21 protein-coding genes are annotated in these 19,755 nt (G+C 74.3%); 8 read left to right on the top strand and 13 right to left on the bottom strand.

Going from position 1 to position 19,755, the window contains the following annotated elements; translation table 11 throughout:
• Window positions 1-55 precede the first annotated feature (55 nt).
• Window positions 56-463, top strand: coding sequence for a VOC family protein (locus VGP36_13395; protein HEV7655709.1), 408 nt, complete (start codon window positions 56-58; stop codon window positions 461-463).
• A gap of 260 nt (window positions 464-723) precedes the next feature.
• On the opposite strand, the gene VGP36_13390 is transcribed toward VGP36_13395, so the two are convergent.
• Window positions 724-1,833 carry an acyl-CoA dehydrogenase family protein gene (locus VGP36_13390; GenBank protein HEV7655708.1) on the bottom strand — a complete coding sequence of 370 codons (1,110 nt, stop codon included), beginning with the start codon at window positions 1,831-1,833 and terminating at the stop codon, window positions 724-726.
• A gap of 138 nt (window positions 1,834-1,971) precedes the next feature.
• On the opposite strand from VGP36_13390, the gene VGP36_13385 reads away from it, so the two are divergent.
• Window positions 1,972-3,312 (top strand): UDP-glucose/GDP-mannose dehydrogenase family protein, encoded by a 1,341-nt coding sequence (locus VGP36_13385; GenBank protein ID HEV7655707.1) that lies wholly within the window; start codon window positions 1,972-1,974, stop codon window positions 3,310-3,312.
• Window positions 3,313-3,558: 246 nt separating this feature from the next.
• Here VGP36_13385 and VGP36_13380 read toward each other — a convergent pair whose 3' ends face one another.
• Window positions 3,559-4,305: an SDR family oxidoreductase gene (locus VGP36_13380; protein ID HEV7655706.1), complete on the bottom strand. Its 747-nt coding sequence runs from the start codon at window positions 4,303-4,305 to the stop codon at window positions 3,559-3,561.
• 64 nt (window positions 4,306-4,369) lie between these two features.
• Between VGP36_13380 and VGP36_13375 the strand changes: the two genes are divergently transcribed.
• From VGP36_13375 to VGP36_13365, 3 genes are read left to right on the top strand one after another with little or no spacing between them, the layout of a single operon-like run.
• The gene (locus tag VGP36_13375) at window positions 4,370-4,780 is read left to right on the top strand and encodes a CoA-binding protein (GenBank protein HEV7655705.1); all 411 of its coding nucleotides are present in this window, start codon (window positions 4,370-4,372) and stop codon (window positions 4,778-4,780) included.
• Between the two features lie 23 nt (window positions 4,781-4,803).
• Entirely contained in the window at window positions 4,804-5,424 is a 621-nt protein-coding gene (locus tag VGP36_13370; GenBank protein HEV7655704.1) for a class I SAM-dependent methyltransferase, read from the top strand.
• 5 nt (window positions 5,425-5,429) lie between these two features.
• Complete coding sequence (locus VGP36_13365; protein ID HEV7655703.1) at window positions 5,430-5,699, top strand: hypothetical protein; 270 nt, start codon at window positions 5,430-5,432, stop codon at window positions 5,697-5,699.
• On the opposite strand, the gene VGP36_13360 is transcribed toward VGP36_13365, so the two are convergent.
• The 3 genes from VGP36_13360 to VGP36_13350 all read right to left on the bottom strand — a co-directional run bounded on the left by VGP36_13360 (window position 5,696) and on the right by VGP36_13350 (window position 7,898).
• Window positions 5,696-5,992, bottom strand: coding sequence for a hypothetical protein (locus VGP36_13360; GenBank protein ID HEV7655702.1), 297 nt, complete (start codon window positions 5,990-5,992; stop codon window positions 5,696-5,698). The genes VGP36_13365 and VGP36_13360 overlap by 4 nt on opposite strands.
• A 239-nt stretch (window positions 5,993-6,231) precedes the next feature.
• Complete coding sequence (purE, locus tag VGP36_13355; GenBank protein HEV7655701.1) at window positions 6,232-6,735, bottom strand: 5-(carboxyamino)imidazole ribonucleotide mutase; 504 nt, start codon at window positions 6,733-6,735, stop codon at window positions 6,232-6,234.
• Window positions 6,735-7,898 (bottom strand): 5-(carboxyamino)imidazole ribonucleotide synthase, encoded by a 1,164-nt coding sequence (locus VGP36_13350; GenBank protein HEV7655700.1) that lies wholly within the window; start codon window positions 7,896-7,898, stop codon window positions 6,735-6,737. Before VGP36_13350 ends, purE begins: the two co-directional genes overlap by 1 nt.
• A gap of 232 nt (window positions 7,899-8,130) precedes the next feature.
• Between VGP36_13350 and VGP36_13345 the strand changes: the two genes are divergently transcribed.
• Window positions 8,131-9,867: a sigma-70 family RNA polymerase sigma factor gene (locus VGP36_13345; protein ID HEV7655699.1), complete on the top strand. Its 1,737-nt coding sequence runs from the start codon at window positions 8,131-8,133 to the stop codon at window positions 9,865-9,867.
• A gap of 4 nt (window positions 9,868-9,871) precedes the next feature.
• On the opposite strand, the gene VGP36_13340 is transcribed toward VGP36_13345, so the two are convergent.
• Window positions 9,872-11,020: an acyl-CoA dehydrogenase family protein gene (locus VGP36_13340; GenBank protein HEV7655698.1), complete on the bottom strand. Its 1,149-nt coding sequence runs from the start codon at window positions 11,018-11,020 to the stop codon at window positions 9,872-9,874.
• A gap of 68 nt (window positions 11,021-11,088) precedes the next feature.
• Here VGP36_13340 and VGP36_13335 point away from each other — a divergent pair, with 68 nt between their 5' ends.
• On the top strand, window positions 11,089-11,556 hold the full coding sequence (locus tag VGP36_13335; protein ID HEV7655697.1) for a GtrA family protein: 468 nt from the start codon (window positions 11,089-11,091) through the stop codon (window positions 11,554-11,556).
• Window positions 11,557-11,575: 19 nt separating this feature from the next.
• On the opposite strand, the gene VGP36_13330 is transcribed toward VGP36_13335, so the two are convergent.
• Genes VGP36_13330 through VGP36_13320 form a run of 3 tightly spaced genes read right to left on the bottom strand, consistent with a single transcriptional unit; the run spans window position 11,576 to window position 15,036 of the window.
• On the bottom strand, window positions 11,576-12,838 hold the full coding sequence (locus tag VGP36_13330; protein ID HEV7655696.1) for an ATP-binding protein: 1,263 nt from the start codon (window positions 12,836-12,838) through the stop codon (window positions 11,576-11,578).
• Window positions 12,839-12,844: 6 nt separating this feature from the next.
• Window positions 12,845-13,513: a response regulator transcription factor gene (locus tag VGP36_13325; protein HEV7655695.1), complete on the bottom strand. Its 669-nt coding sequence runs from the start codon at window positions 13,511-13,513 to the stop codon at window positions 12,845-12,847.
• Window positions 13,510-15,036: an acyl-CoA carboxylase subunit beta gene (locus VGP36_13320; protein ID HEV7655694.1), complete on the bottom strand. Its 1,527-nt coding sequence runs from the start codon at window positions 15,034-15,036 to the stop codon at window positions 13,510-13,512. The genes VGP36_13325 and VGP36_13320 overlap by 4 nt, the downstream gene beginning before the upstream one ends.
• Before the next feature lie 108 nt (window positions 15,037-15,144).
• Here VGP36_13320 and VGP36_13315 point away from each other — a divergent pair, with 108 nt between their 5' ends.
• Window positions 15,145-15,912: a VOC family protein gene (locus VGP36_13315; protein HEV7655693.1), complete on the top strand. Its 768-nt coding sequence runs from the start codon at window positions 15,145-15,147 to the stop codon at window positions 15,910-15,912.
• Between the two features lie 3 nt (window positions 15,913-15,915).
• Here VGP36_13315 and VGP36_13310 read toward each other — a convergent pair whose 3' ends face one another.
• The 4 genes from VGP36_13310 to VGP36_13295 all read right to left on the bottom strand — a co-directional run.
• A complete protein-coding gene (locus VGP36_13310; protein ID HEV7655692.1) occupies window positions 15,916-17,103 on the bottom strand; it encodes a molybdopterin molybdotransferase MoeA in 1,188 nt (395 codons plus the stop codon).
• Between the two features lie 9 nt (window positions 17,104-17,112).
• Complete coding sequence (locus VGP36_13305) at window positions 17,113-17,586, bottom strand: DUF6457 domain-containing protein (protein ID HEV7655691.1); 474 nt, start codon at window positions 17,584-17,586, stop codon at window positions 17,113-17,115.
• A gap of 64 nt (window positions 17,587-17,650) precedes the next feature.
• On the bottom strand, window positions 17,651-18,496 hold the full coding sequence (gene fdhD / locus VGP36_13300) for a formate dehydrogenase accessory sulfurtransferase FdhD (protein HEV7655690.1): 846 nt from the start codon (window positions 18,494-18,496) through the stop codon (window positions 17,651-17,653).
• A gap of 251 nt (window positions 18,497-18,747) precedes the next feature.
• Window positions 18,748-19,755: SelB C-terminal domain-containing protein (locus VGP36_13295; protein ID HEV7655689.1), on the bottom strand; the 1,008-nt coding region annotated here is incomplete at its 5' end.

The following is a 19,755-nucleotide window of genomic DNA, read 5'->3' as shown; positions in this document are numbered from 1 at the left end:
TTCGACCGGACTACGCTGCCGGGCCTCACCGATGCCTCATCCGAAGGAGCGTTCGATGCCGTCTCGCCTCAACCCGTACATCAGCTTCGAGAGCGACGCCCGGCAGGCGATGGAGTTCTACGAGCAGGTCTTCGGGGGCACCCTGCGGATGAACACGTTCGGCGAGTTCGGCGCGGCCGACTCCCCGGACAAGGACAAGATCATGCACGCCCAGCTGGAGACCGACGGCGGCTTCACGCTGATGGGCGCCGACACCCCGGCCGGCATGCCGTTCGCGTCGGGCAGCCGGCTGAGCGTGAGCCTCAGCGGCGAGGACGGCGCCGAGCTGCGCGGCTACTGGGACAAGCTGACCGAGGGCGGGACGGTGACGATGCCGCTGGAGAAGCAGATGTGGGGCGACGAGTTCGGCATGCTCACCGACCGCTTCGGTGTCGACTGGATGGTCAACATCACCCAGGCCTGACTCGGCGCCCGTCCGGCGGAGGCCGCTCCGCCGGATTCCGGCCGCCGGAGGACTTCGCCACGCGTCGTACTACTCCGAGTGGTAACCATCACCCGGAGTAGTACGAGCTCGGCGGCACCGACCGCCCAGCAACGACTCTCGAACCCACTCATGCCGTGGCGGCGATGGGGTCCTCCGCCTCCGGCGGGGCTCGGTGGAAGAGTCCGGCTCCCCACCGGCACCGCACGAAAGCGGCCGGCCGGGGCGCCGCCCCCGACGGGTTACCGCAGGAGCTGGCGGGCGATGACCATGCGGTTGATCTGGTTGGTGCCCTCGTAGATCTGGGTGATCTTCGCGTCGCGCATCATCCGCTCGACCGGGAAATCGCTGGTGTAGCCGGCCCCGCCGAACAGCTGCACGGCGTCGGTGGTCACCGACATCGCGGTGTCCGAGGCCATCACCTTGGCCGCGGCGGAGGCGAAGGTGAGGTCCTTCTCGCCGCGCTCGGCCTTGGCCGCGGCGACGTACACGAACTGGCGGGCCGCCTCGGTCCGCATCGCCATGTCCGCGAGCATGAACTGCACGCCCTGGAAGTCGCCGATGGACTTCCCGAACTGCTTGCGCTCCTTGACGTACGCGATGGTCGCGTCGAGAGCGCCCTGCGCGATGCCGACGGCCTGGGCCCCGATCGTGAGCCGGGTGTGGTCCAACGTGCGGAGCGCGGTCTTGAACCCGGTGCCCTCCTCGCCGACGATCCGGGACGCCGGGATCACGCAGTCCTCGAAATAGATCTCGCAGGTGGGCGAGCCCTTGATGCCGAGCTTGCGCTCCTTGGTGCCGACCGAGAAGCCGGGGTCGTCCTTGTGCACGACGAACGCGGAGATCCCGTTCGCGCCCTTCGACGGGTCGGTCGAGGCCATCACGGTGTAGTACGTCGAGACGCCGGCGTTGGTGATCCAGGCCTTGACGCCGTTGAGCACGTACGTGTCGCCGTCGCGGACGGCCCGGGTCCGCATCGCGGCGGCGTCGGAGCCGGCCTCCCGCTCGCTCAACGCGTACGAGAACATCGCGTCGCCGGCCGCGACCGGGGGCAGCACCTCGCGCTTGAGCTCCTCGGACGCGGACAGCAGCAGCGGCATCGTGCCGAGCTTGTTCACCGCGGGAATCAGCGAGGACGCGGCGCAGACCCGGGCGACCTCCTCGATGACGATCGCGGTGGCGATCGAGTCGGCGCCGGCCCCGCCGTACTCCTCCGGGATGTGCACGGCGTGCAGGTCCGCCTTGCGCAGCGCGTCGTAGACGTCCCAGGGGAACTCGGCGGTCTCGTCGGTCTCCGCCGCCCTCGGCGCGATCTTGTCCTCGGCCAGCTGGCGGGCGGACTCGCGGAGCATCTGGTGCTCGTCGGCGAGCCGGTAGGTCTCGAAGGACGCGTCCACGGCGTCATGTTACCGGCCGGTCGCGTCACCGGTGCCGCCGTCGTCCGTCCCTGGTGGCGCAGGGCACTTCAGTCGGTGTCGTACTCTTTCGCGATGACTGTGGGTCAACCGCTCGGCGAACGGCCGCGCCTGTCGGTACTGGGCACCGGGTACCTCGGCGCCACGCACGCCGTGAGCATGGTCGAGCTCGGGTACGACGTGATCGGCCTGGACGTCGACGAGTCGAAGGTCGCCCGGCTGACCGCCGGCGAGGTCCCGTTCTTCGAGCCCGGGTTGCCGGAGTTGCTGCGCAAGGCGCTGGACTCGGGCCGGTTGCGCTTCACCACGTCGTACGAGGAGGTGGCCCAGTTCGCGGACGTGCACTTCGTCTGCGTGGGCACGCCGCAACGTAAGGACGGGTACGCAGCCGACCTGACGTACGTGGAGGCCGCCTTCTCGACGCTGGCGCCGTTGCTGACCCGCCGTGCACTCGTCGTGGGCAAGTCGACCGTCCCGGCCGGCACCGCGCAGCGGATGTCGGACCTGGTGACCGCGCTGGCGCCGTCGGCCGAGATCGAGGTCGCCTGGAACCCGGAGTTCCTGCGCGAGGGCTTCGCGGTCGAGGACACGCTGCACCCGGACCGGCTGGTCTTCGGCGTGCAGTCGCCGTCGGCGGAGGCGACCCTGCGGACCGCGTTCGAGCCGATCCTCGCCGCCGGCACCCCGGTCGTGGTGACCGACTTCGCCACCGCCGAGCTGGTGAAGGTCGCGGCGAACTCGTTCCTGGCCACCAAGATCTCCTTCATCAACGCGATGGCCGAGGTCTGCGAGGTCGTGCACGCGGACGTGACGAAGCTCTCCGAGGCGCTCGGGTACGACACCCGGATCGGCAAGCGGTTCCTGCACGCCGGGCTCGGCTTCGGCGGCGGCTGCCTGCCCAAGGACATCCGCGCGTTCATGGCCCGGGCCGAGGAGCTCGGTGCGCAGGACGCGCTGGCGTTCCTCGAGGAGGTCGACCGGATCAACATGCGGCGCCGGGCCCGCGCGATCGACCTGGGCCGGGAGCTGCTGGACGGCGACTACGCGGGCAAGCGGGTCTGCGTCTGGGGCGCGGCGTTCAAGCCGAACTCCGACGACATCCGCGACTCCCCGGCCCTGGACGTGGCGGCGGCCGCGCAGAAGCTCGGCGCCGCCGTGGTCGTCTACGACCCGGAGGCGATGGAGAACGCCAAGCGCGCGTACCCGCAGCTGGCGATGGCGACCTCGGCGCTGGAGGCGGCCCGCGGTGCGGACGTGCTGCTGCTGCTGACGGAGTGGGCCGAGTTCCGCGAGATGGACCCGGCGAAGCTGGCGGAGGTCGTCGGGACCCCGGCGATCGTCGACGGGCGCAACGCGCTGGAACCCGTCGACTGGCGCGCCGCCGGCTGGACGTACCGGGCGCTCGGCCGGCCCTGAGTACTGGGCCGCGGGCGGCTGCGTCCAGCTCGCGGTCTGGATCACGCTGACCGCTGGTGATCGCCGCGGCGACGCTCGGCTTCCTCGCGATCGAGCAGCTCGGCCCGGCGTTCGCGGCCGTCAGCGCCGACCTGCCGCGGTGGCTGCCGCCCGGCTCGGCGGCGCGCTCCTGCTCGTCGCCGGCAGCACGTACGAACGCCGCCTGGCCCAGCTCAAGCGGGCGACGACGGCCTTCCGGAGGCTGGCCTAGGGAAAGAGCTGCCCGCGGAAGACCTTGTGCTGCGCGGCCTGCGCCAACGGCCGCAGCACCATCTGGTCGACGTTGACGTGCAGCGGCAGCCCGACGACGAGGCCGATGCAGTCGGCGATGTCCCCGGCGGTGAGCGGCTTGTCGACGCCGGCGTAGACCTTCGCGGCCGCCTCGGCGTCCCCGCCGAACCGGTTCACCGCGAACTCGTCGGTCTGCACCATCCCGGGCTGGATCTCGATCACCCGGACCGGCACCCCGGCCAGCTCCAGCCGCATGGTCTCGGTCAGCGCGTGCTCGCCGTGCTTGGCCGCGGAGTAGCCACCGCCGCCCTCGTAGTTGACGTACGCGGCGGTCGAGGTGATGTTGACGATCGTGCCGCCCCGACCGGCCTGCAGCAGCGGCAGCAGCGCCTGGGTGACCCGCAGCGTCCCGATCACGTTGACCGAGAACATCGCCTGCCAGTCGTCCGGGTCGCCGGTCGCGACCGGGTCCGCCCCGAACGCGCCGCCGGCGTTGTTGACCAGCACGTCGAGCTCGCCGACCGTGGCCGCGAACGCCGCCACGGACTCGGCGTCGGTCACGTCGAGGCGCGCCGGGCGGACGCCGGTCTCCTTGGCCAGCGCCTCCAGCCGGTCCTCGCGCCGGGCGGCGGCGATCACCTCGTACCCGTCCGCGACCAGGCGGCGCGCGGTCGCCGCGCCGATCCCACTGCTGGCACCGGTCACCACGGCCGTCCGAGTCATGGGCAGATCGTAAAGGGCACCCGGTGAGGCGTTCACGGGCCCGTCCGGCGGGCAGAATCGGACCATGGGACGAGGCGACGCGGAGACGATCGAGCGGGTGCTGGGGCACGAGACGTGGGCGGTCGTGGGATTGACCACCAACCCGCGCCGCCCCGCGTACGGGGTGGCCCGCTTCCTGCAGCAGCAGGGCAAGACGATCGTGCCGGTGAACCCGAAGGCGGAGACCGTGCACGGCGAGCAGGGGTACGCCTCGCTCGCGGACGTGCCGTTCCCGCTCGACGTGGTCGACGTGTTCCGCCGCTCCGCGGACGCCGGCGTGCACGTGGACGAGGCCGTCGCGGCCGGCGCCAAGGCGGTCTGGCTGCAGCTCGACGTCATCGACGAGGCCGCCGCCGACCGCGCCGAGGCCGCCGGCCTCGACGTCGTGATGGACCACTGCCCGGCCATCGAGTGGGGCGCCCACGGGCCCCGGTGAGCACCGGCTGAGATGCTGACCGGGTGGGTTTCTACGAGCAGCGGGTGCTGCCGCGGGTGATCGACCGCGCGTGCGGACCGGGGACGACCGGGCCGCGGCGGGAGCGGGTCTGCGCGGGGTTGCACGGGGACGTGGTGGAGCTCGGCTTCGGCTCCGGACACAACGTGCCGTATTACCCACCGGCGGTGAGCTCGGTCGCCGCGGTCGAACCGTCCGACACCGCCTGGCTGCTGGCACGGTCCAGAGTGGACGGTGCGTCCGTCCCGGTGCGACGGTCCGGTGTGGACGGTCAGCGGCTTCCGCTGGACGACGCGTCCTTCGACTGCGCGCTGTCCAGCTGGACCCTGTGCACGATCCCGGACGCCACCGCGGCGCTGGCCGAGGTACGGCGGGTGCTCCGTCCGGGCGGCACCCTGCACTTCATCGAGCACGGGCTGGCCCCGGACGAGCCGGTGCGGCGCTGGCAGCACCGGCTGGAGCCGGTGCAGAAGCGACTGTTCGGCGGCTGCCACCTGACCCGGTCCATCACGGGCCTGATCCGGGGCGCCGGCTTCACGATCACGGCGTTGGACGAGTTCTACGCACCCGGCTTCCCCAAGGCCACGAACGCGACGTTCCTCGGCACCGCCGCGGCAGCAGGATGACCGCCGTGGAGCCCCTGGACCTGCTCGACGACGTCGTCTCGCCCGTGCTGCGCGCGCTGACCCGGGAGGGCGAGCTCGAGGCCGTCTCCGTCGAGCACGTCGACGGCGAGGTCCAGCTGGAGGTCACGCTGCGGGGCGAGATCTTCCGCACCACGCTCTGGTCACCGTCGGTCGAGGAGGCGCCGGCCGACGCCCGCGACCGGCTCGCCTCCGACCTGCAGGACTTCATCTCCGAGTCCCGCTTCGCCGGGGGCGACCAGCGCCCCTGGCCCTAGCGGCCCCGGCCGTCCAGCCAGAGCGACCACGGCTGGATCGACCCGAACGCGATCGTCCTGTCGAGAAGCCAGGGGTCCAATCCGAACCGGCGCCGCAGGTCGCCCTCGTCCACCGCCTCGACCGCGAGCAGCACGTCGGTCCCGTCCCCGTACGGCCCGCCGAGGAGCACGGTCCCGTCCGCGACCAGATCGTCCATGAACGCCCCGTGCTCGTCCCAGCCGTCCTGCTCCCGCCGGTCCCGGCCGGGGTCGCACCGGGGCCCCGGCACCATCGTGACGGCGAATACGGGCACACGGTCAGGCTAGCCCGCGCGCTGCCGGCGCCGTCGGCGCGGCCACCTACGACTGGTCGACCGACCCGCCGGCGGTGCCGCTGATCTGCGGGTTCGGGATACCTGCCGGGCTGGGCGCGGTGGTCACCGTGCTGCTCAACCGATCGTTCAACCGGGCGAGCTGAGCCCGCCGGACGTGGCGAGGCCACCTCGTACCGCCTCTGCAGCGAGCAGGAGATGTGACACCAAGCTTGACGCTGTCACACCTCGCCGAGGCGGTCCTGGAGGGCGGCGTCCTTGGCGCGGACGGTGTCGGCCAGCGCGGCCTGGAACTCGGCCACCCGGGTGCGCAGGGTCGCGTCGGCCGCGGCCAGGATCCGGACCGCCAGCAGCCCGGCGTTGCGGGCGCCGCCGACCGCGACCGTGGCGACCGGGATCCCGGCCGGCATCTGCACGATCGACAGCAGCGAGTCCAGCCCGTCCAGGTACTTCAGCGGCACCGGGACGCCGATGACCGGCAGCGGGGTCAGGCTCGCCACCATGCCGGGCAGGTGGGCCGCACCGCCGGCCCCGGCCACGATCACCCGCAGGCCCCGGTCGGCCGCGCCGGCCGCGTAGTCGAGCATGTCCCGCGGCGTGCGATGCGCGGAGACGACCCGGACCTCGTGCGGAACCGAGAACTCGGCCAGCGCCTCAGCCGCCGCCGACATCACCGGCCAGTCCGAGTCGCTGCCCATGATCACGCCCACCACCGGTACGGCCATCAGTGCGTCACCTCGTCCGACTGTCCGGTCGCCAGGTAGTCGGCCGCCGCGGTCGCGTCCCGCCGCAGCGCGGCCAGGTCCGAGCCGAGTGCGGTCACGTGGCCGATCTTGCGGCCGGGCCGGGGCTGCTTGCCGTACAGGTGGACCTTCAGGGCGGGCCAGCGCGCGGCCAGGTGGTGCACCCGCTCGTCCATCCCGACCGGGTTCGGCTCGCCGGCCAGCACGTTCGCCATCACCACGACCGGCGCGGTCAGCTCGGTCGCCCCCAGCGGGTAGTCCAGCACGGCCCGCAGGTGCTGCTCGAACTGCGAGGTCCGGGCGCCCTCGATGGTCCAGTGCGCGCTGTTGTGCGGGCGCATCGCCAGCTCGTTGATCAGCAGCCGGCCGTCGGTCCGCTCGAACAGCTCGACCGCGAGGACGCCGACCACGTCCAGCTCGCCCGCGATCGTCAGCGCGATCCGCTCGGCCTCCTCGGCCAGGTCCGGGTCCAGGTCCGGCGCGGGCGCCAGGACCTCGACGCAGACCCCGTCCGACTGCACGGTCTGCACCACCGGCCAGGCCGCCCCCTGCCCGAACGGCGAGCGCGCCACCACCGCGGCCAGCTCCCGCCGCAGCGGCACCAGCTCCTCGACCAGCAGCGGCGTCCCGGCCGCCAGCAACGCCTCGACGGGAGCCGGGTCGGAGACCACCCAGACGCCGCGCCCGTCGTACCCGCCCCGGATGGCCTTGACGACCACCGGCCACTCGTCCCCGGCGAACGCGACCAGGTCCTCGAGCGAGGCGATCGGAGCCCACCGCGGCACCGGCAGGCCGAGCTCGCCGAGCCGGGTCCGCATGACCTGCTTGTCCTGCGCGTACAGCAGTGCGTCGGCGCCCGGCAGCACCGTGTGACCCTCGGCCACGAGCCGGCGGATGTGCTCCGGCGGCACGTGCTCGTGGTCGAAGGTGACCACGTCGCAGCCGGCCGCGAACGCGACCAGGTCCTCGTACGAGGTGTGCGAGCCGAGCACCACGTCGTGCGCCACCAGTGCGGCCGACTCGTCGGGCGCCGCGGCCAGCACCCGCAGCGACTGGCCGAGCGGGATCGCGGCCTGGTGCGTCATCCGGGCCAGCTGTCCGCCGCCGACCATGCCCACCACGGGCAGGCCGGTGGTCTTGTCCATGGCGGGCACGATAACCGCACCGCGGCGCCGGGCGGCGCCGCCCCGGCCCCCCGGGGTGGCCGAGGCCACCCGCCCCACGGAGGCCGAGGCGGTGCCCGCGGCTGCCCGTTCTCCCGGAAAGCGGACGTCCGCTGCAATCTCAAGGACGCACCGGGGCGCGTTCGGTGACGCGGATCGCTGGGCATAGCCTTCTAGGTCGCTTCCCGATCCCCCGAACGGAGAACGCACCGCAATGTCCGTCCCGCTGCCGAGGCCCGCGGAGCACGACGAGACCAGTGACGGCGACCTGATCTCCGCCGTCCGGTCCGGCGACAGCGACGCGTACGGCGTGCTGTACCGCCGTCACGCCGGCTCGGCGCTGGGGCTGGCGCGGCAGCTGACCGGCTCGCGGGCGGAGGCGGACGACCTGGTCGCGGAGTCGTTCGCCAAGGTGCTGGACGTGCTGCGGGCCGGCGGCGGGCCGGACGCGGCGTTCCGGGCGTACCTGCTGACCACCCTGCGCCACACCCTGTACGACCGGGCCCGGCGCGACCGCAAGCTGGAGCTGTCCGACGACATGACCCGGCACGACCGGGGCGTGCCCTTCCAGGACACCGCGGTCGCGGGGCTGGAGTCCTCGCTGGCGGCCCGGGCGTTCAACCGGCTGCCGGAGCGCTGGCAGACCGTGCTCTGGCACACCGAGGTCGAGCAGGAGAGCCCGGCCCAGGTCGCGCCGCTGCTCGGGCTGACCCCGAACGGGGTGGCCGCGCTGGCGTACCGGGCCCGGGAGGGGCTGCGGCAGGCGTACCTGCAGGAGCACCTCGCCGACGGCGTCGACGGGGCGCACCGCGCGACGGTGACCCGGCTGGGCGCCTGGGCCCGGGGCGGGCTGTCCGACCGGCAGCGGACCAAGGTGGACGCCCACCTGGCGGTCTGCGAGCAGTGCAGCGCGCTGGCGGACGAGCTGGTCGACGTGAACGGCGGGCTGCGGAGTGTGATCGCGCCGCTCGTGCTCGGGACGGGTGCGGCGGCGTACCTGGCCCACGTGACCGGGGGCGGCGCGGGCGTCGCCGCCGCCGCGGCCGGCACCGCCGCCGCAGCCGGCGGGGCCGCCGCCGGAGGGACGGCCGGGACTGCCGCCGCAGCCGGCGGGGCGGCCGCCGGAGGGACGGCCGGGGCCGCCGTCGCGGGCGAGGCCGCCGCGACCGGCACCGCCGGCTCCGCCTTCGGCAGCGTGACCGCCTGGGTCGCCGGCACCCACGCCGGTCAGGCCGTCGCCGCCGCCGCCGCCGCGGTCGTCATCGGCGGGACCACCGTGGTCGCCACCCATGGCGGCGTCACCGGCCCCAGCACCGGCAGCGCGGCCGCGGCGACCAGCTCCGCCTCCGGGCTGCCCGGCCCGGACGAGCGCGGCGTGGCCGCGACGTCAGGGGCGGCGGCGCCGACCCCGGGCGGGACGCCGACCGGAAGCCCGACCCCCGGCCCGACCGCGACCGGCACCCCGACCGGGACCCCGGGCGCCAGCGGGGCACCGACCGGGAGCCCCAGCGGGCCGCCGATCCAGTCCGGCCGGGTCAGCGCGCCGGTCACCCCGACCGCGCTGCCGCCCGCGCCGCCCGTCGGCCGGCCGCTGCTCGACGCCGGCTCGGCCGTGCCGGTCGGGGTGCTCCGGCGGGGCGCACCGGCGGACATCGGCATCGTCGTCCGCAACACCGGCGACGACGCGGGCCAGGTGACCGCGACCGTACGGCTGCCGTCCGGGTTCGCGGTCCGGGCCGGGTCCGGCGGCAACGGCTGGGACTGCGCCGGCGCCGGCACGGTCGCCACCTGCACCCGGGACGAGCTCGACGGCGGCGACACGACGACCCTGCAGGTCCGGGCGGTCGTCGCCGCCGACGCCCCGCTGGCCGGCATGCTCACCGGCACGGTGAAGACCGCCGGCGCCGGCACCGCCCCGATCACGCCGACCCGCCTGGTCGTGCTGGTGTAGGACGTCAGGAGACGCCGAGGTCGCGGGCGATGAGCATGCGCTGCACCTCGGAGGTCCCCTCGCCGATCTCGAGGATCTTCGAGTCGCGCCAGTGCCGGGCGACCGGGAACTCGTTCATGAACCCGTACCCGCCGAAGACCTGGGTCGCCTCCCGCGCGTTGGTGACCGCGGCCTCGGACGAGTAGAGCTTCGCGATCGCCGCCTCCCGCTTGAACGGCCGGCCCGCCTGCAGCAGCCTGGCCGCCTCCCGCCAGGCCAGCCGGGACAGGTACGCCCGCATCTCCATGTCCGCGATCTTGAACTGGATCGCCTGGTACGCCCCGATGTTGCGGCCGAACGCCTCCCGCTCCCGCGCGTACCGCACGCACTCGTCGACGCAGGCCTGGGCCAGCCCGGTCGCCAGCGCCGCGATCGCGATCCGGCCCTCGTCCAGGATCGAGAGGAAGTTGGCGTAGCCGCGGCCGCGCTCGCCGAGCAGGTTCTCCGCCGGCACCCGGCAGTCGGCGAAGGCCAGCTCGTGGGTGTCGGAGGCGTGCCAGCCCACCTTCGAGTACGACCTCGCGACCGTGAATCCGGCCCGCGGCACCGGCACCAGGATCGAGGAGATCTCCTTCCTGCCGCCGGCGGACGTTCCCGTGACCGCGGTCACGGTGACGAGCTCGGTGATGTCCGTACCGGAGTTGGTGATGAACGCCTTGGTGCCGTCGATCACCCACTCGCCGTCCTCCAGGCGGGCGGTGGTCCGGGTGGCGCCGGCGTCCGAGCCACCGCCCGGCTCGGTCAGCCCGAACGCCCCCAGCGCCGTGCCCGCGCACAGCCGCGGCAGCCACTCCCGCTTCTGCTCCTGGCTGCCGAACCGGTAGACCGGCATCGCGCCCAGCGAGACCCCGGCCTCCAGCGTGATCGCGACCGAGGAGTCGACCCGGGCCAGCTCCTCGATGGCCAGGCAGAGCGTGAGGTAGTCGCCGCCGCCGCCGCCGTACTCCTCCGGGAACGGCAGGCCGAACAGGCCCAGCTCGGCCATCTGCTTGACCACCGGGTACGGGAACTCGGCCCGCTCGTCGTAGCCGGCCGCCACCGGGGCGACCACCGAGCGGGCGAAGTCGGCGACGGTGCGGCGGAAGTCTTCCTGGTCGGCGTCGAGGTCGGGCATGGCCCGATCGTGTCACCCGGCCCGGCGGCCCGGAAGTCCGGCCAGGATCGTCTGCGTACACTCTTCCGGTGCCTCTGACCGACCGTTTCGGCACCTCGTGGCGGGTGCTGATCAAAGAGATCTCGGCGTTCGGGGTCGTCGGTGTCGTCAACCTCTTCGTCGACATCGGCCTGTTCAACCTGATCCACTTCCGGATCGGGCTGGGCCCGACGACCTCCAACATCATCTCGACCGGGGTCGCGACGACGATCTCGTACTTCGCCAACCGGCACTGGTCCTTCTCGCACCGGGCCCGTACCGGGCTGCGCCGGGAGTACGTCCTGTTCTTCGTGATCAACCTGGTCGCGCTGGGGATCTCCAGCATCGTGATCGCGTTCACGTTCTACGTGATCGGCGCGCACAGCGCGTTCGCGCTGAACGTGGCGAAGTTCATCGGGATCGGGATCGGCACGGTGTTCCGCTTCTGGTCCTACAAGCGGTACGTCTTCCCGCCGCACCCGGAGGACGTCCCGGCCGGCGCCACGATCGAGGACTGACCAGACCCGGGCCGCGGGCCTACACCGCGCCGGCGGGCCAGCCGCCGGCCTGGTCGGACTCGTCGGCGAGCGGCAGGTAGACGGCGAACACCGGCGGCACCGGCCGGGACAGCTCCAGCCGGCCGCCGTCGGACTCGACCAGCGCCCGGGCCAGCGCGAGCCCGATCCCGGTCCCGTCGCCGCCGCTCACCCCGCGCTCGAAGAGCTTGCCGACCAGCTCCGGCGGCACGCCCGGCCCCTCGTCGGTGACCTCGACCACCGCGTGCCGCCCGGACCGCCGGACGCCGACCCGGACCGTCCCGCCGCCGTGCTCCAGCGCGTTGTCGACCAGTACGCCGACCGCCTGCTGCAGCCGCCCCGGCTCGGCCCGGGCGATCAGCTTGTCCGGCGCGTCGATCTCGACCCGCCGGCGCAGCCCGCGCAGCGTCGGCTCCCGCTCGTCGACGACGGCCGCGACCTCGCGGCCCACGTCGACGTCGCCCGCGCCCTCGGCCCGCGCCGTCCGGGCCTGGGCCAGGATCTCGTCGACCACCGCGGACAGCCGCTCGGCCTGCTCCAGGGCCGCGCTGGCCTCCCGCTGCACGTCCGCGTCGGGCGAGATCGCGATCTCCTCCAGCCGCATCCGCAGCGCGGTCAGCCGGCTGCGCAGCTGGTGCGAGACGTCGTCGGCCAGCGTGCGTTCCCGCTGGATGACGGCCGAGATCTGGCCGGCGGCCCGGTCCAGCACCTCGCAGATCCGGTCCAGCTCGTCGATGCCCGGCCGGGCCGGCGAGGTCCGGTAGTCCCCCGCCCCCAACCGCGCCGCGCGCGCGGCCACGTCGCTGAGCGGCTCGGCCAGCCGCCGGGCCAGCAGCACCGCGGCGATCGCGGCCAGCACGGCCGATCCCGCCATCCCGGCCACCACCGCGAACCCGACCCGGAACTGCCGCCCCCGTACGTCCCCGGCCGAGCGGGCCACGGTCACCTCGCCGCCACCCGGCACCGGCGCCGAGGCCGTGTACGGCGTGTCACCCAGGTTCGGGCCGGCCGCCACCGTCTTCCCGTCCGAGTTGCGCACGGTCACCTGCTCGCCCGGCGGGACGAGCCGGGTGAGCCGGTCCGCGGTCGGCTCCCCGTTCGCCGGGTCCTCCACCACCGCGGCCACCGTCTGGACCTGACGCAGCAGCTCGGTCCGGGCGTTGTCGGCGATCAGCCGGACCGTCACCACCAGCAGCGGCAGCCCGAGCGAGAACACCGAGACCGCGACCACTGCCAAGGTGGCGGCGAGCAGCCGACGGCGCACGCTGTGTCAGCCGCGCTCGAAACGGAAGCCGACACCACGCACGGTGGTCAGCAGCCGGGAACGCTGCGGGTCGTCGCCGAGCTTGCGTCGCAACCAGGACACGTGCATGTCGAGCGTCTTGGAGGCACCGCCCTCGGCGTCGTCCCAGACCTCGCGCATGATCCGGTTGCGGGTCACGACCGCGCCCGCCTCCTCCAGCAGCACCCGGAGCAGCTCGTACTCCTTGTTGGACAGGTGCAGCTCGACGTCGTCCTGCCAGACCCGGCGGGAGGCGAGCTCCATCCGGACGCCGCTGGCCTCCAGCACGTCGCCGGTCCGGCGGCGCAGCAGCGCCCGCACCCGGGCCAGCAGCTCGGCCAGCCGGAACGGCTTGGCCACGTAGTCGTCCGCGCCCGCATCCAGACCGACCACGAGGTCAATCTCGTCGGTCCGCGCGGTGAGGACGAGGACCGGCACGGAGTTGCGCCCGGCCCGCAGCCGGCGGCAGACCTCGAGCCCGTCCATGTCCGGCAGCCCGAGGTCCAGCACGACGAGGGCGACGTCGCCGGACATCGCCTCCGACAGCGCGCTCGCGCCGTCGTTGCGGACCAGCACGGAGTAGCCCTCGCGCTGCAACGCGCGGGCCAGCGGCTCCGAGATCGCCGGATCATCCTCGGCGAGAAGCACTGTTGTCATACCGGAGTCACCCCATGCCGACGGCGGGAAAAGCCTCTGTCCTTGCCGCGCGCGGCGGCGAATCGGGCGATCAGCTCGGCGCGCAGGTCTTCCGGTTGCACCACCGCGTCCACGACGAGCTCGCTGGCCAGCCGCAGCACGTCGATGTCTTCTTCGTACGCCTCGCGCCGGCTCCGGACGAACTCGGCCCGCTCGGCCTCGTCGGCGATGGCCGCGATCTTGTTGGCGTAGACCGCGTTCACCGCCGCTTCGGCACCCATGACTGCGATCTTCGCGGTTGGCAGCGCCAAAGTCGCGTCCGGCTCGAAACCCGGACCGGACATCGCGTACAAACCAGCGCCATACGCCTTACGGACGACCACACAGACCTTCGGTACGGTCGCCTCGCTGATCGCCGTGATCATCTTGGCGCCGTGCCGGATGATGCCCTGCTTCTCCACCGCGGTGCCGACCATGAAGCCCGGCACGTCGGACAGGAACACCAGCGGCACGGTGAAGGCGTCGCAGAGCTGCACGAACCGGGTCGCCTTGTCCGCGGAGTCGACGAACAGCACGCCGCCCTTGAACTGTGAGTTGTTGCCGAGCACGCCGACGACCTGGCCGTCGAGCCGGGCGAAGCCGACGGTGAGCTCGCGGGCCCAGCGGGCCTGGATCTCGAAGTACGAGTCCTCGTCGACCAGGGCCTTGACGTACCGGCGCATGTCGAAGGCCTGCCGCTCGCTGCCCGGGACCAGCCCGCGCAGGTCGCCGGAGCCCGGGCCCGTCGCGGCCGCGGCGGGCGGCGTCCCCTGCCAGTTCGAGGGCAGGTAGGACAGGTAGCGGCGGACGACGTCCAGCGCCTCCGGCTCGTCCTTGCAGAGGAAGTGGCCCACGCCGGACTCGGACGTGTGCACCTTGGCCCCGCCCATCGCCTCGAGCGTGGTCTTCTCCCCGGTCACCATCTCGACCATCCGGTCGGACCCGAGGTACATCGACGCGTTGCCGTCGACCATCGCGACCACGTCGCAGAACGCCGGGATGTACGCCCCGCCGGCCGCGCTCGGCCCGAACAGCGCGCAGACCTGCGGGATCGAGCCGGACGCCCGGACCTGGTTCCAGAAGATCCGCCCGGCGCCGCGGCGGCCCGGGAACAGGTCGACCTGGTCGGTGATCCGGGCCCCGGCCGAGTCGACCAGGTAGACCATCGGGACCGAGGTCGCGTACGCCCGCTCGATGATCCGGATGATCTTCTCCACCGTCCGGGCGCCCCAGGAGCCCGCCTTGACCGTGGAGTCGTTGGCCATCAGGCAGACCGGGCGGCCGTCGATGCGGGCCTGACCGGTGATCACACCGTCGGCGGGCAGGTCGCCGGCCAGCACGTTGGCGAGCATGCCGTCCTCGACGAAGGACCCCTCGTCCACCAGCAGCCGGACCCGCTCGCGGGCGAACAGCTTGCCCTTGGCCGCGTTGGCCTCGTGGTAGCGCGGGGCGCCGCCCTTCTCGACCGTGGCCCGCGCCTCGGCTGCCCCGCCGTCCGTGTTCACGTGCCAGTTTTACTCCCGTCGGCGATTTCGTCGGTGACCGGTGGCAGTCTTGCGCCGCGGACGGGGAACCCCGGCACCGGGCCGGGCTCGACGAGGAGGTCGCAGACCATGAGCGAGCGCAACGGCTACCCCCAGGGCGTGCCCTGCTGGGCCGACGTCGCCACCGACGATCCCGAGGCCGGCCGGGCGTTCTACGCCGCGCTGTTCGGCTGGGAGTGGGAGGTGAACCCGGACCCGAGCTTCGGCGGCTACTCGATGGCGCTGCTGCGCGGGAAGAAGGTGGTCGGGCTGGCCGGGAAGATGGACGCGAGCCAGCCGTCGGCCTGGACGCCGTACCTCGCCGTGGACGACGCGGACAAGTTCGCCGCCGCGGTCCCCGACGCCGGCGGGACGATGGTGTCGCCGGTCATGGACATCGAGGGGGCCGGCCGGATGGCGCTCGCGACCGACCCGGCCGGCGCGGTCTTCGGCGTCTGGCAGCAGCAGGAACACCGCGGGTCGGAGCTGGTCGACGAGCCCGGCACCGTGGTCTGGAACGAGCTGATCTCCTCGGACCTCGACGCGGCCGGCGCGTTCTTCGCGGCGACGCTCGGGGTCGCGTTCGAGGACATGGACACCGGTGGCGACGGCGTCTACAAGCTCCTGCAGGTCGACGGCCGGACCGTCGGCGGCGCCACGCCGCTGCTGCCGGAGATGTCGCCGCACTGGGGGATCTGGTTCGAGGTCGCGGACGCCGACGCGACCCTCGCACGGGCCCAGGAGCTGGGCGGAAGCGTCTACCGGGCGGTGGAGCAGACGCCCCAGGGGCCGCGCGCGGTGCTGGTCGACCCGCAGGGCGTCGCGTTCGGCGTGATCGCCTCGGGCTCGACGGAGTAGCGCTCAGCCCGGCGGGGTGAGCAGGCCGACGGGTTCGCCCCGCCAGTCCGGCGGGATGATCGCGAACGCGTCGGCGAGGGCGGCCCCCCAGAGCGAGCCGGGGCGGTCCAGGCCGACGGCCTCGACCGCGCCGTCCGGCCGGCGCCGGACCGGCAGGATCCGGGTCGGGGCGGCCGTGGGCCGGCCGGGCAGCTGCGGCCGGCCGCCCATGTTCGGCGCGCCCCCGACCAGCTCGGCCGTGGGCGGGTCGGGCAGCGCACGTCCGGTGAGCCCGGCCAGCAGCGGCCCGAGCACGGTCAGCACCCCGACCAGCGCCGCGTACGGGTAGCCGGGCAGCACGACCACGGGCCGGCCGTCCGGCAGCACGGCCAGCCGCTGCGGGCCGCCCGGGCGGCAGTTCACCTTGTCCACCAGCACCTGTGCGCCCAGCGATCGCAGCGCCGGCACGACCAGGTCCTTCGGGCCGCCACCGGCGCCGCCGCAGGTGAGCACCAGATCGCCCGGGGCCGACGCGATCACCCCGGCCACGTCACCCACCTCGGTGTCGGCGACCCGCCGGGGCGGCAGCAGGCGGCCGCCGAGGCCACGGACCCAGCCGGGCAGCGCCGGGCCCAGCGCATCCCGCACCAGGCCGCCGTGCGAACCGCCGGCCTGCACGATCTCGTCGCCGGTGATGAGCAGCGCGGCCACCGGCCGGGGGCGCACGGTCAGCGTGTCCAGGCCGACCGCGGCGGCCAGGCCGATCACGGCCGGGGTGACCGGGGTGCCGGCCGGCAGCAGGTCGGTGCCGAGCGGGACGTCCTCGCCCGAGCGGCGGACGTTCTTGCCCGCGAACGCCGTCCCGGTCACCCGGTCGCCCTCCCGGCTCGCGTGCTCGTACGGGAGGACCGCGACGGTGCCGGGCGGGACGGCCGCGCCGGTGGCGATCTCGACCGTGGTGCCGGGGGCGAGCGGCGGACGCTCGGTCGCCGGGCCGGCCAGCGCGCGGCCGACCACCCGCCAGGGGCCCTCGGGCGTGGGCACCGCGTACCCGTCCATGGCGGAGCAGTCGAAGCCGGGCAGCGGGGTGCCGGCCCGCATGGAGTCGGCCAGCGTGCCGCCCTCGGCCTCGGCCAGCGTCGCCTCGACCGGCGGCACCGGCCGGACGGCCTCGTACGCCGTCTGCCGGGCCTCCGCCCAGGCCGCCCTCACCGCTGCGCCCTACACACTCTCGCCGGCGGAACCGCTCCCCGCGACCGGCCGCGCCCCGTCCCCCGCACCGGCAGAACCAGCCCTCCCCACAGCACCGCCGCCGCCGGCCACCGAACCGTCGCCCGCAGCACCGCCGCCGCCGGCCGCCGAGCCGTCGGCCGCGCGCCGGTCGTCGCGGCGGTCGCCCCGGTCACGGCCGCCGGCGTCGGAGGCGGCGGCGGAGTCGGCGCCTGGGTGGGCCTCGGCCCAGGCGACGGCCATGGCGCTGATGCGGACGGCGAGGTCCGCGGCCTCGTCGGCGCTGCCGGCCCGCCCGGCAGCGAGCCCCATCAGGTACGCCGTCAACGGCGCCGCCGGCCGCGCCACCCCGTGCGCGACGTCCTTGGTCATGTCGAGCACGAGATCCCGGGTGCGCTCGTCGACGAGGTCGGCGACCCCCAGCTCGGCGACCACCGCGGCGGTCCAGTCTTCCAGCGTGCTCATCTCACCCTCCGGCCCGGTTTGCGTGCGCTGTGCTGATCCTTCCCGACCGCGCACGCGCCGGAACTCACGGGGCGACAGGTTCGGGCAGCAGCAGGCGCTCGCGGCCGGCGTACACGTTGCAGCGGCGGTTGCGGAGGAACCCGGCCAGCGTGACCCCGAAGTCGACCGCGACGGCGACCGCGAGCGACGAGGGCGCCGACACCGACGCGACGACCGGGATCCCGGCCGCGACGGCCTTCTGCACGATCTCGTATCCGCACCGGCCGCTGACCATGAGCACGGTCCCGGACAGCGGCAGCCGGTCGCCGAGCAGCGCCCAGCCGACGATCTTGTCGACCGCGTTGTGCCGGCCGATGTCCTCCCGGGCCGCGATGAGCTCCCCGGCCGGGGTGAACAGCCCGGCGCCGTGCAGCCCGCCGGTCGTCTCGAACACGCTCTGCGCCTCCCGCAGCGCGTCGGGCAGGCCGTAGAGGACGTCGACGGGCACGGCGGGCCCGTCCGCGACCCGGCTCAGCCCGCGCTCGTGCAGCGCGTCCAGCGAGGTCGTGCCGCAGACCCCGCAGGCGCTGGACACGATCCCGGACCGGACCGGCGCCTCCAGCGGCGGCCCGTCGACCTCGACCGTGACCACGTTGAACTTCTGGTCCGGCCGCTCGACATCCGCGCAGTACGACACCTGGCGCGGCAGGCCGGGCAGCAGCCCCTCGGCGTGCAGGAACCCCGCCGCGAGCTCGAAGTCGTTGCCGGGTGTCCGCATCGTCACCGCGACGGTCTGGGACCGCCCGCCGGCCGACAGCCGGATCTCCAGCGGTTCCTCGGTGACGAGGGAGTCCCGGCGGCGCACCTCGGTGTCGCCGTCGAGCGTGACCACCCGGGTCCGGGTGGCCGGTCCAGGCCGGTCCGCGCTCATACGACCAGTGTTCCACCGTCCGCGGCCGGCAGTGACTCGTCACACGCTGCGTTTCGGGATCGATTCAGATAGCGTCGTGTTGTCAGAGAGGAACGACGACGAGAGGACGTGAGATGACCAAGGTCCGCGAGATCGTCAGCCGGTTCGACCGGTGGACGCTCGACGTGTTCAACCCGCAGTACCCGTTCGCGCGCCGGTAGGCAGAGCGACCCAGAACCCCAGGGCGCGGCACACATCGAGGTGTGTCGCGCTCAGTCGTGTCCGGTGGTGGTCCGGCGGGCGTCGGCGTCGCGGCGGGTCAGCCCACGCGCGTCCAGCAGCTCCAGCAGCGGTACGGCGACCCGGCGGCTGGTCCCGAGCGCCTGCCGGGCCTCGGACAGCGTGAACGGCTGCGGGATCCCGGCCAGCACGGCGGCCGCCTCGGCCTCGGCGCCGGGCCGCAGGTAGACCCCGTCGGCGACCCGCAGCAGCGCGCCGACCCGGACCGCCGCCGCCAGCTCCCGCCGCCCCAGCCCGAGCTCGGCCAGCCGGTGCGCCTCGGGCGCGCCGAACGGCGCCCGCGCCAGGTCGGCCAGCACCGTCTCCACCGGCACCCGGAGCTCGGCCGGCAGCGCGAGCCCGCCGTCCGCGACCACCCGCCCGTCGCGCAGCTCCAGCCCGGGTCCGAGCCCGGCCAGCAGCGGCACCAGCCGGGCGTCCGGCAGCCCGACCCGCCGGCGGGCCGCCTCGACCGGCAGGCCGTGCTCGAGGGGATGCCCGGCCGCGTGCGCCGCCACCGCCGTGACCAGCGCCGTCCGCCAGGCCGCGGCCTGTCCCGGGTCGACCAGCCAGTCCCCGGCCCGCAGCGCGCCCGCCGGCTCCGGTACGCCCATCGCCCGCAGCCGCGCCGCGGGCACCGCCCCGCGCCGGGCCAGCTCCGAGGCCCCGTCCGGGCGCCCGTCCAGCCCGGCCAGCACCGCCGCCCGGGCGGCCGCGGCCCCCCGCCGGCGCAGCGGCGGCGGGTCCACGTCCAGCACCCGGACCCCGGACACGACCAGGTGCCGCCCCGGGTCGCGCAGCAGCATCCGGTCCCCGACGTGCAGCGGCAGCGGCCGGGCCAGGGTGAGCCGGGCGGCCGTGTCGCCGAGCGGCCGGACCCGGACCGGCACCGCGGCCGACCCGGCGTGCAGCATCAGCTCCCCGGGCAGCTCGTCCGCGGTCACCGCGACGTCGACCACCGCGGCCGGCGTCCACGCCCCCGGCGTGACCAGCGCCGCGCC

The organism is Mycobacteriales bacterium, from assembly GCA_035995165.1.
Lineage (GTDB): Bacteria > Actinomycetota > Actinomycetes > Mycobacteriales > CADCTP01 > CADCTP01.
The sequence above is the reverse complement of the archived record's forward strand: the minus strand, read 5'-3'. Positions and strand labels throughout refer to the sequence as shown.

Bases quoted from the DNA above. Each gene is read 5' to 3' on its own strand.
- VGP36_13395 (HEV7655709.1), top strand. From the start codon at position 56: ATGCCGTCTCGCCTCAACCCGTACATCAGCTTCGAGAGCGACGCCCGG.
- VGP36_13390 (HEV7655708.1), bottom strand. From the start codon at position 1,833: ATGCTCCGCGAGTCCGCCCGCCAGCTGGCCGAGGACAAGATCGCGCCG.
- VGP36_13385 (HEV7655707.1), top strand. From the start codon at position 1,972: ATGACTGTGGGTCAACCGCTCGGCGAACGGCCGCGCCTGTCGGTACTG.
- VGP36_13380 (HEV7655706.1), bottom strand. From the start codon at position 4,305: ATGACTCGGACGGCCGTGGTGACCGGTGCCAGCAGTGGGATCGGCGCG.
- VGP36_13375 (HEV7655705.1), top strand. From the start codon at position 4,370: ATGGGACGAGGCGACGCGGAGACGATCGAGCGGGTGCTGGGGCACGAG.
- purE (HEV7655701.1), bottom strand. From the start codon at position 6,735: ATGGCCGTACCGGTGGTGGGCGTGATCATGGGCAGCGACTCGGACTGG.
- VGP36_13350 (HEV7655700.1), bottom strand. From the start codon at position 7,898: ATGGACAAGACCACCGGCCTGCCCGTGGTGGGCATGGTCGGCGGCGGA.
- VGP36_13345 (HEV7655699.1), top strand. From the start codon at position 8,131: ATGTCCGTCCCGCTGCCGAGGCCCGCGGAGCACGACGAGACCAGTGAC.
- VGP36_13340 (HEV7655698.1), bottom strand. From the start codon at position 11,020: ATGCCCGACCTCGACGCCGACCAGGAAGACTTCCGCCGCACCGTCGCC.
- VGP36_13325 (HEV7655695.1), bottom strand. From the start codon at position 13,513: ATGACAACAGTGCTTCTCGCCGAGGATGATCCGGCGATCTCGGAGCCG.
- VGP36_13315 (HEV7655693.1), top strand. From the start codon at position 15,145: ATGAGCGAGCGCAACGGCTACCCCCAGGGCGTGCCCTGCTGGGCCGAC.
- VGP36_13305 (HEV7655691.1), bottom strand. From the start codon at position 17,586: ATGAGCACGCTGGAAGACTGGACCGCCGCGGTGGTCGCCGAGCTGGGG.
- fdhD (HEV7655690.1), bottom strand. From the start codon at position 18,496: ATGAGCGCGGACCGGCCTGGACCGGCCACCCGGACCCGGGTGGTCACG.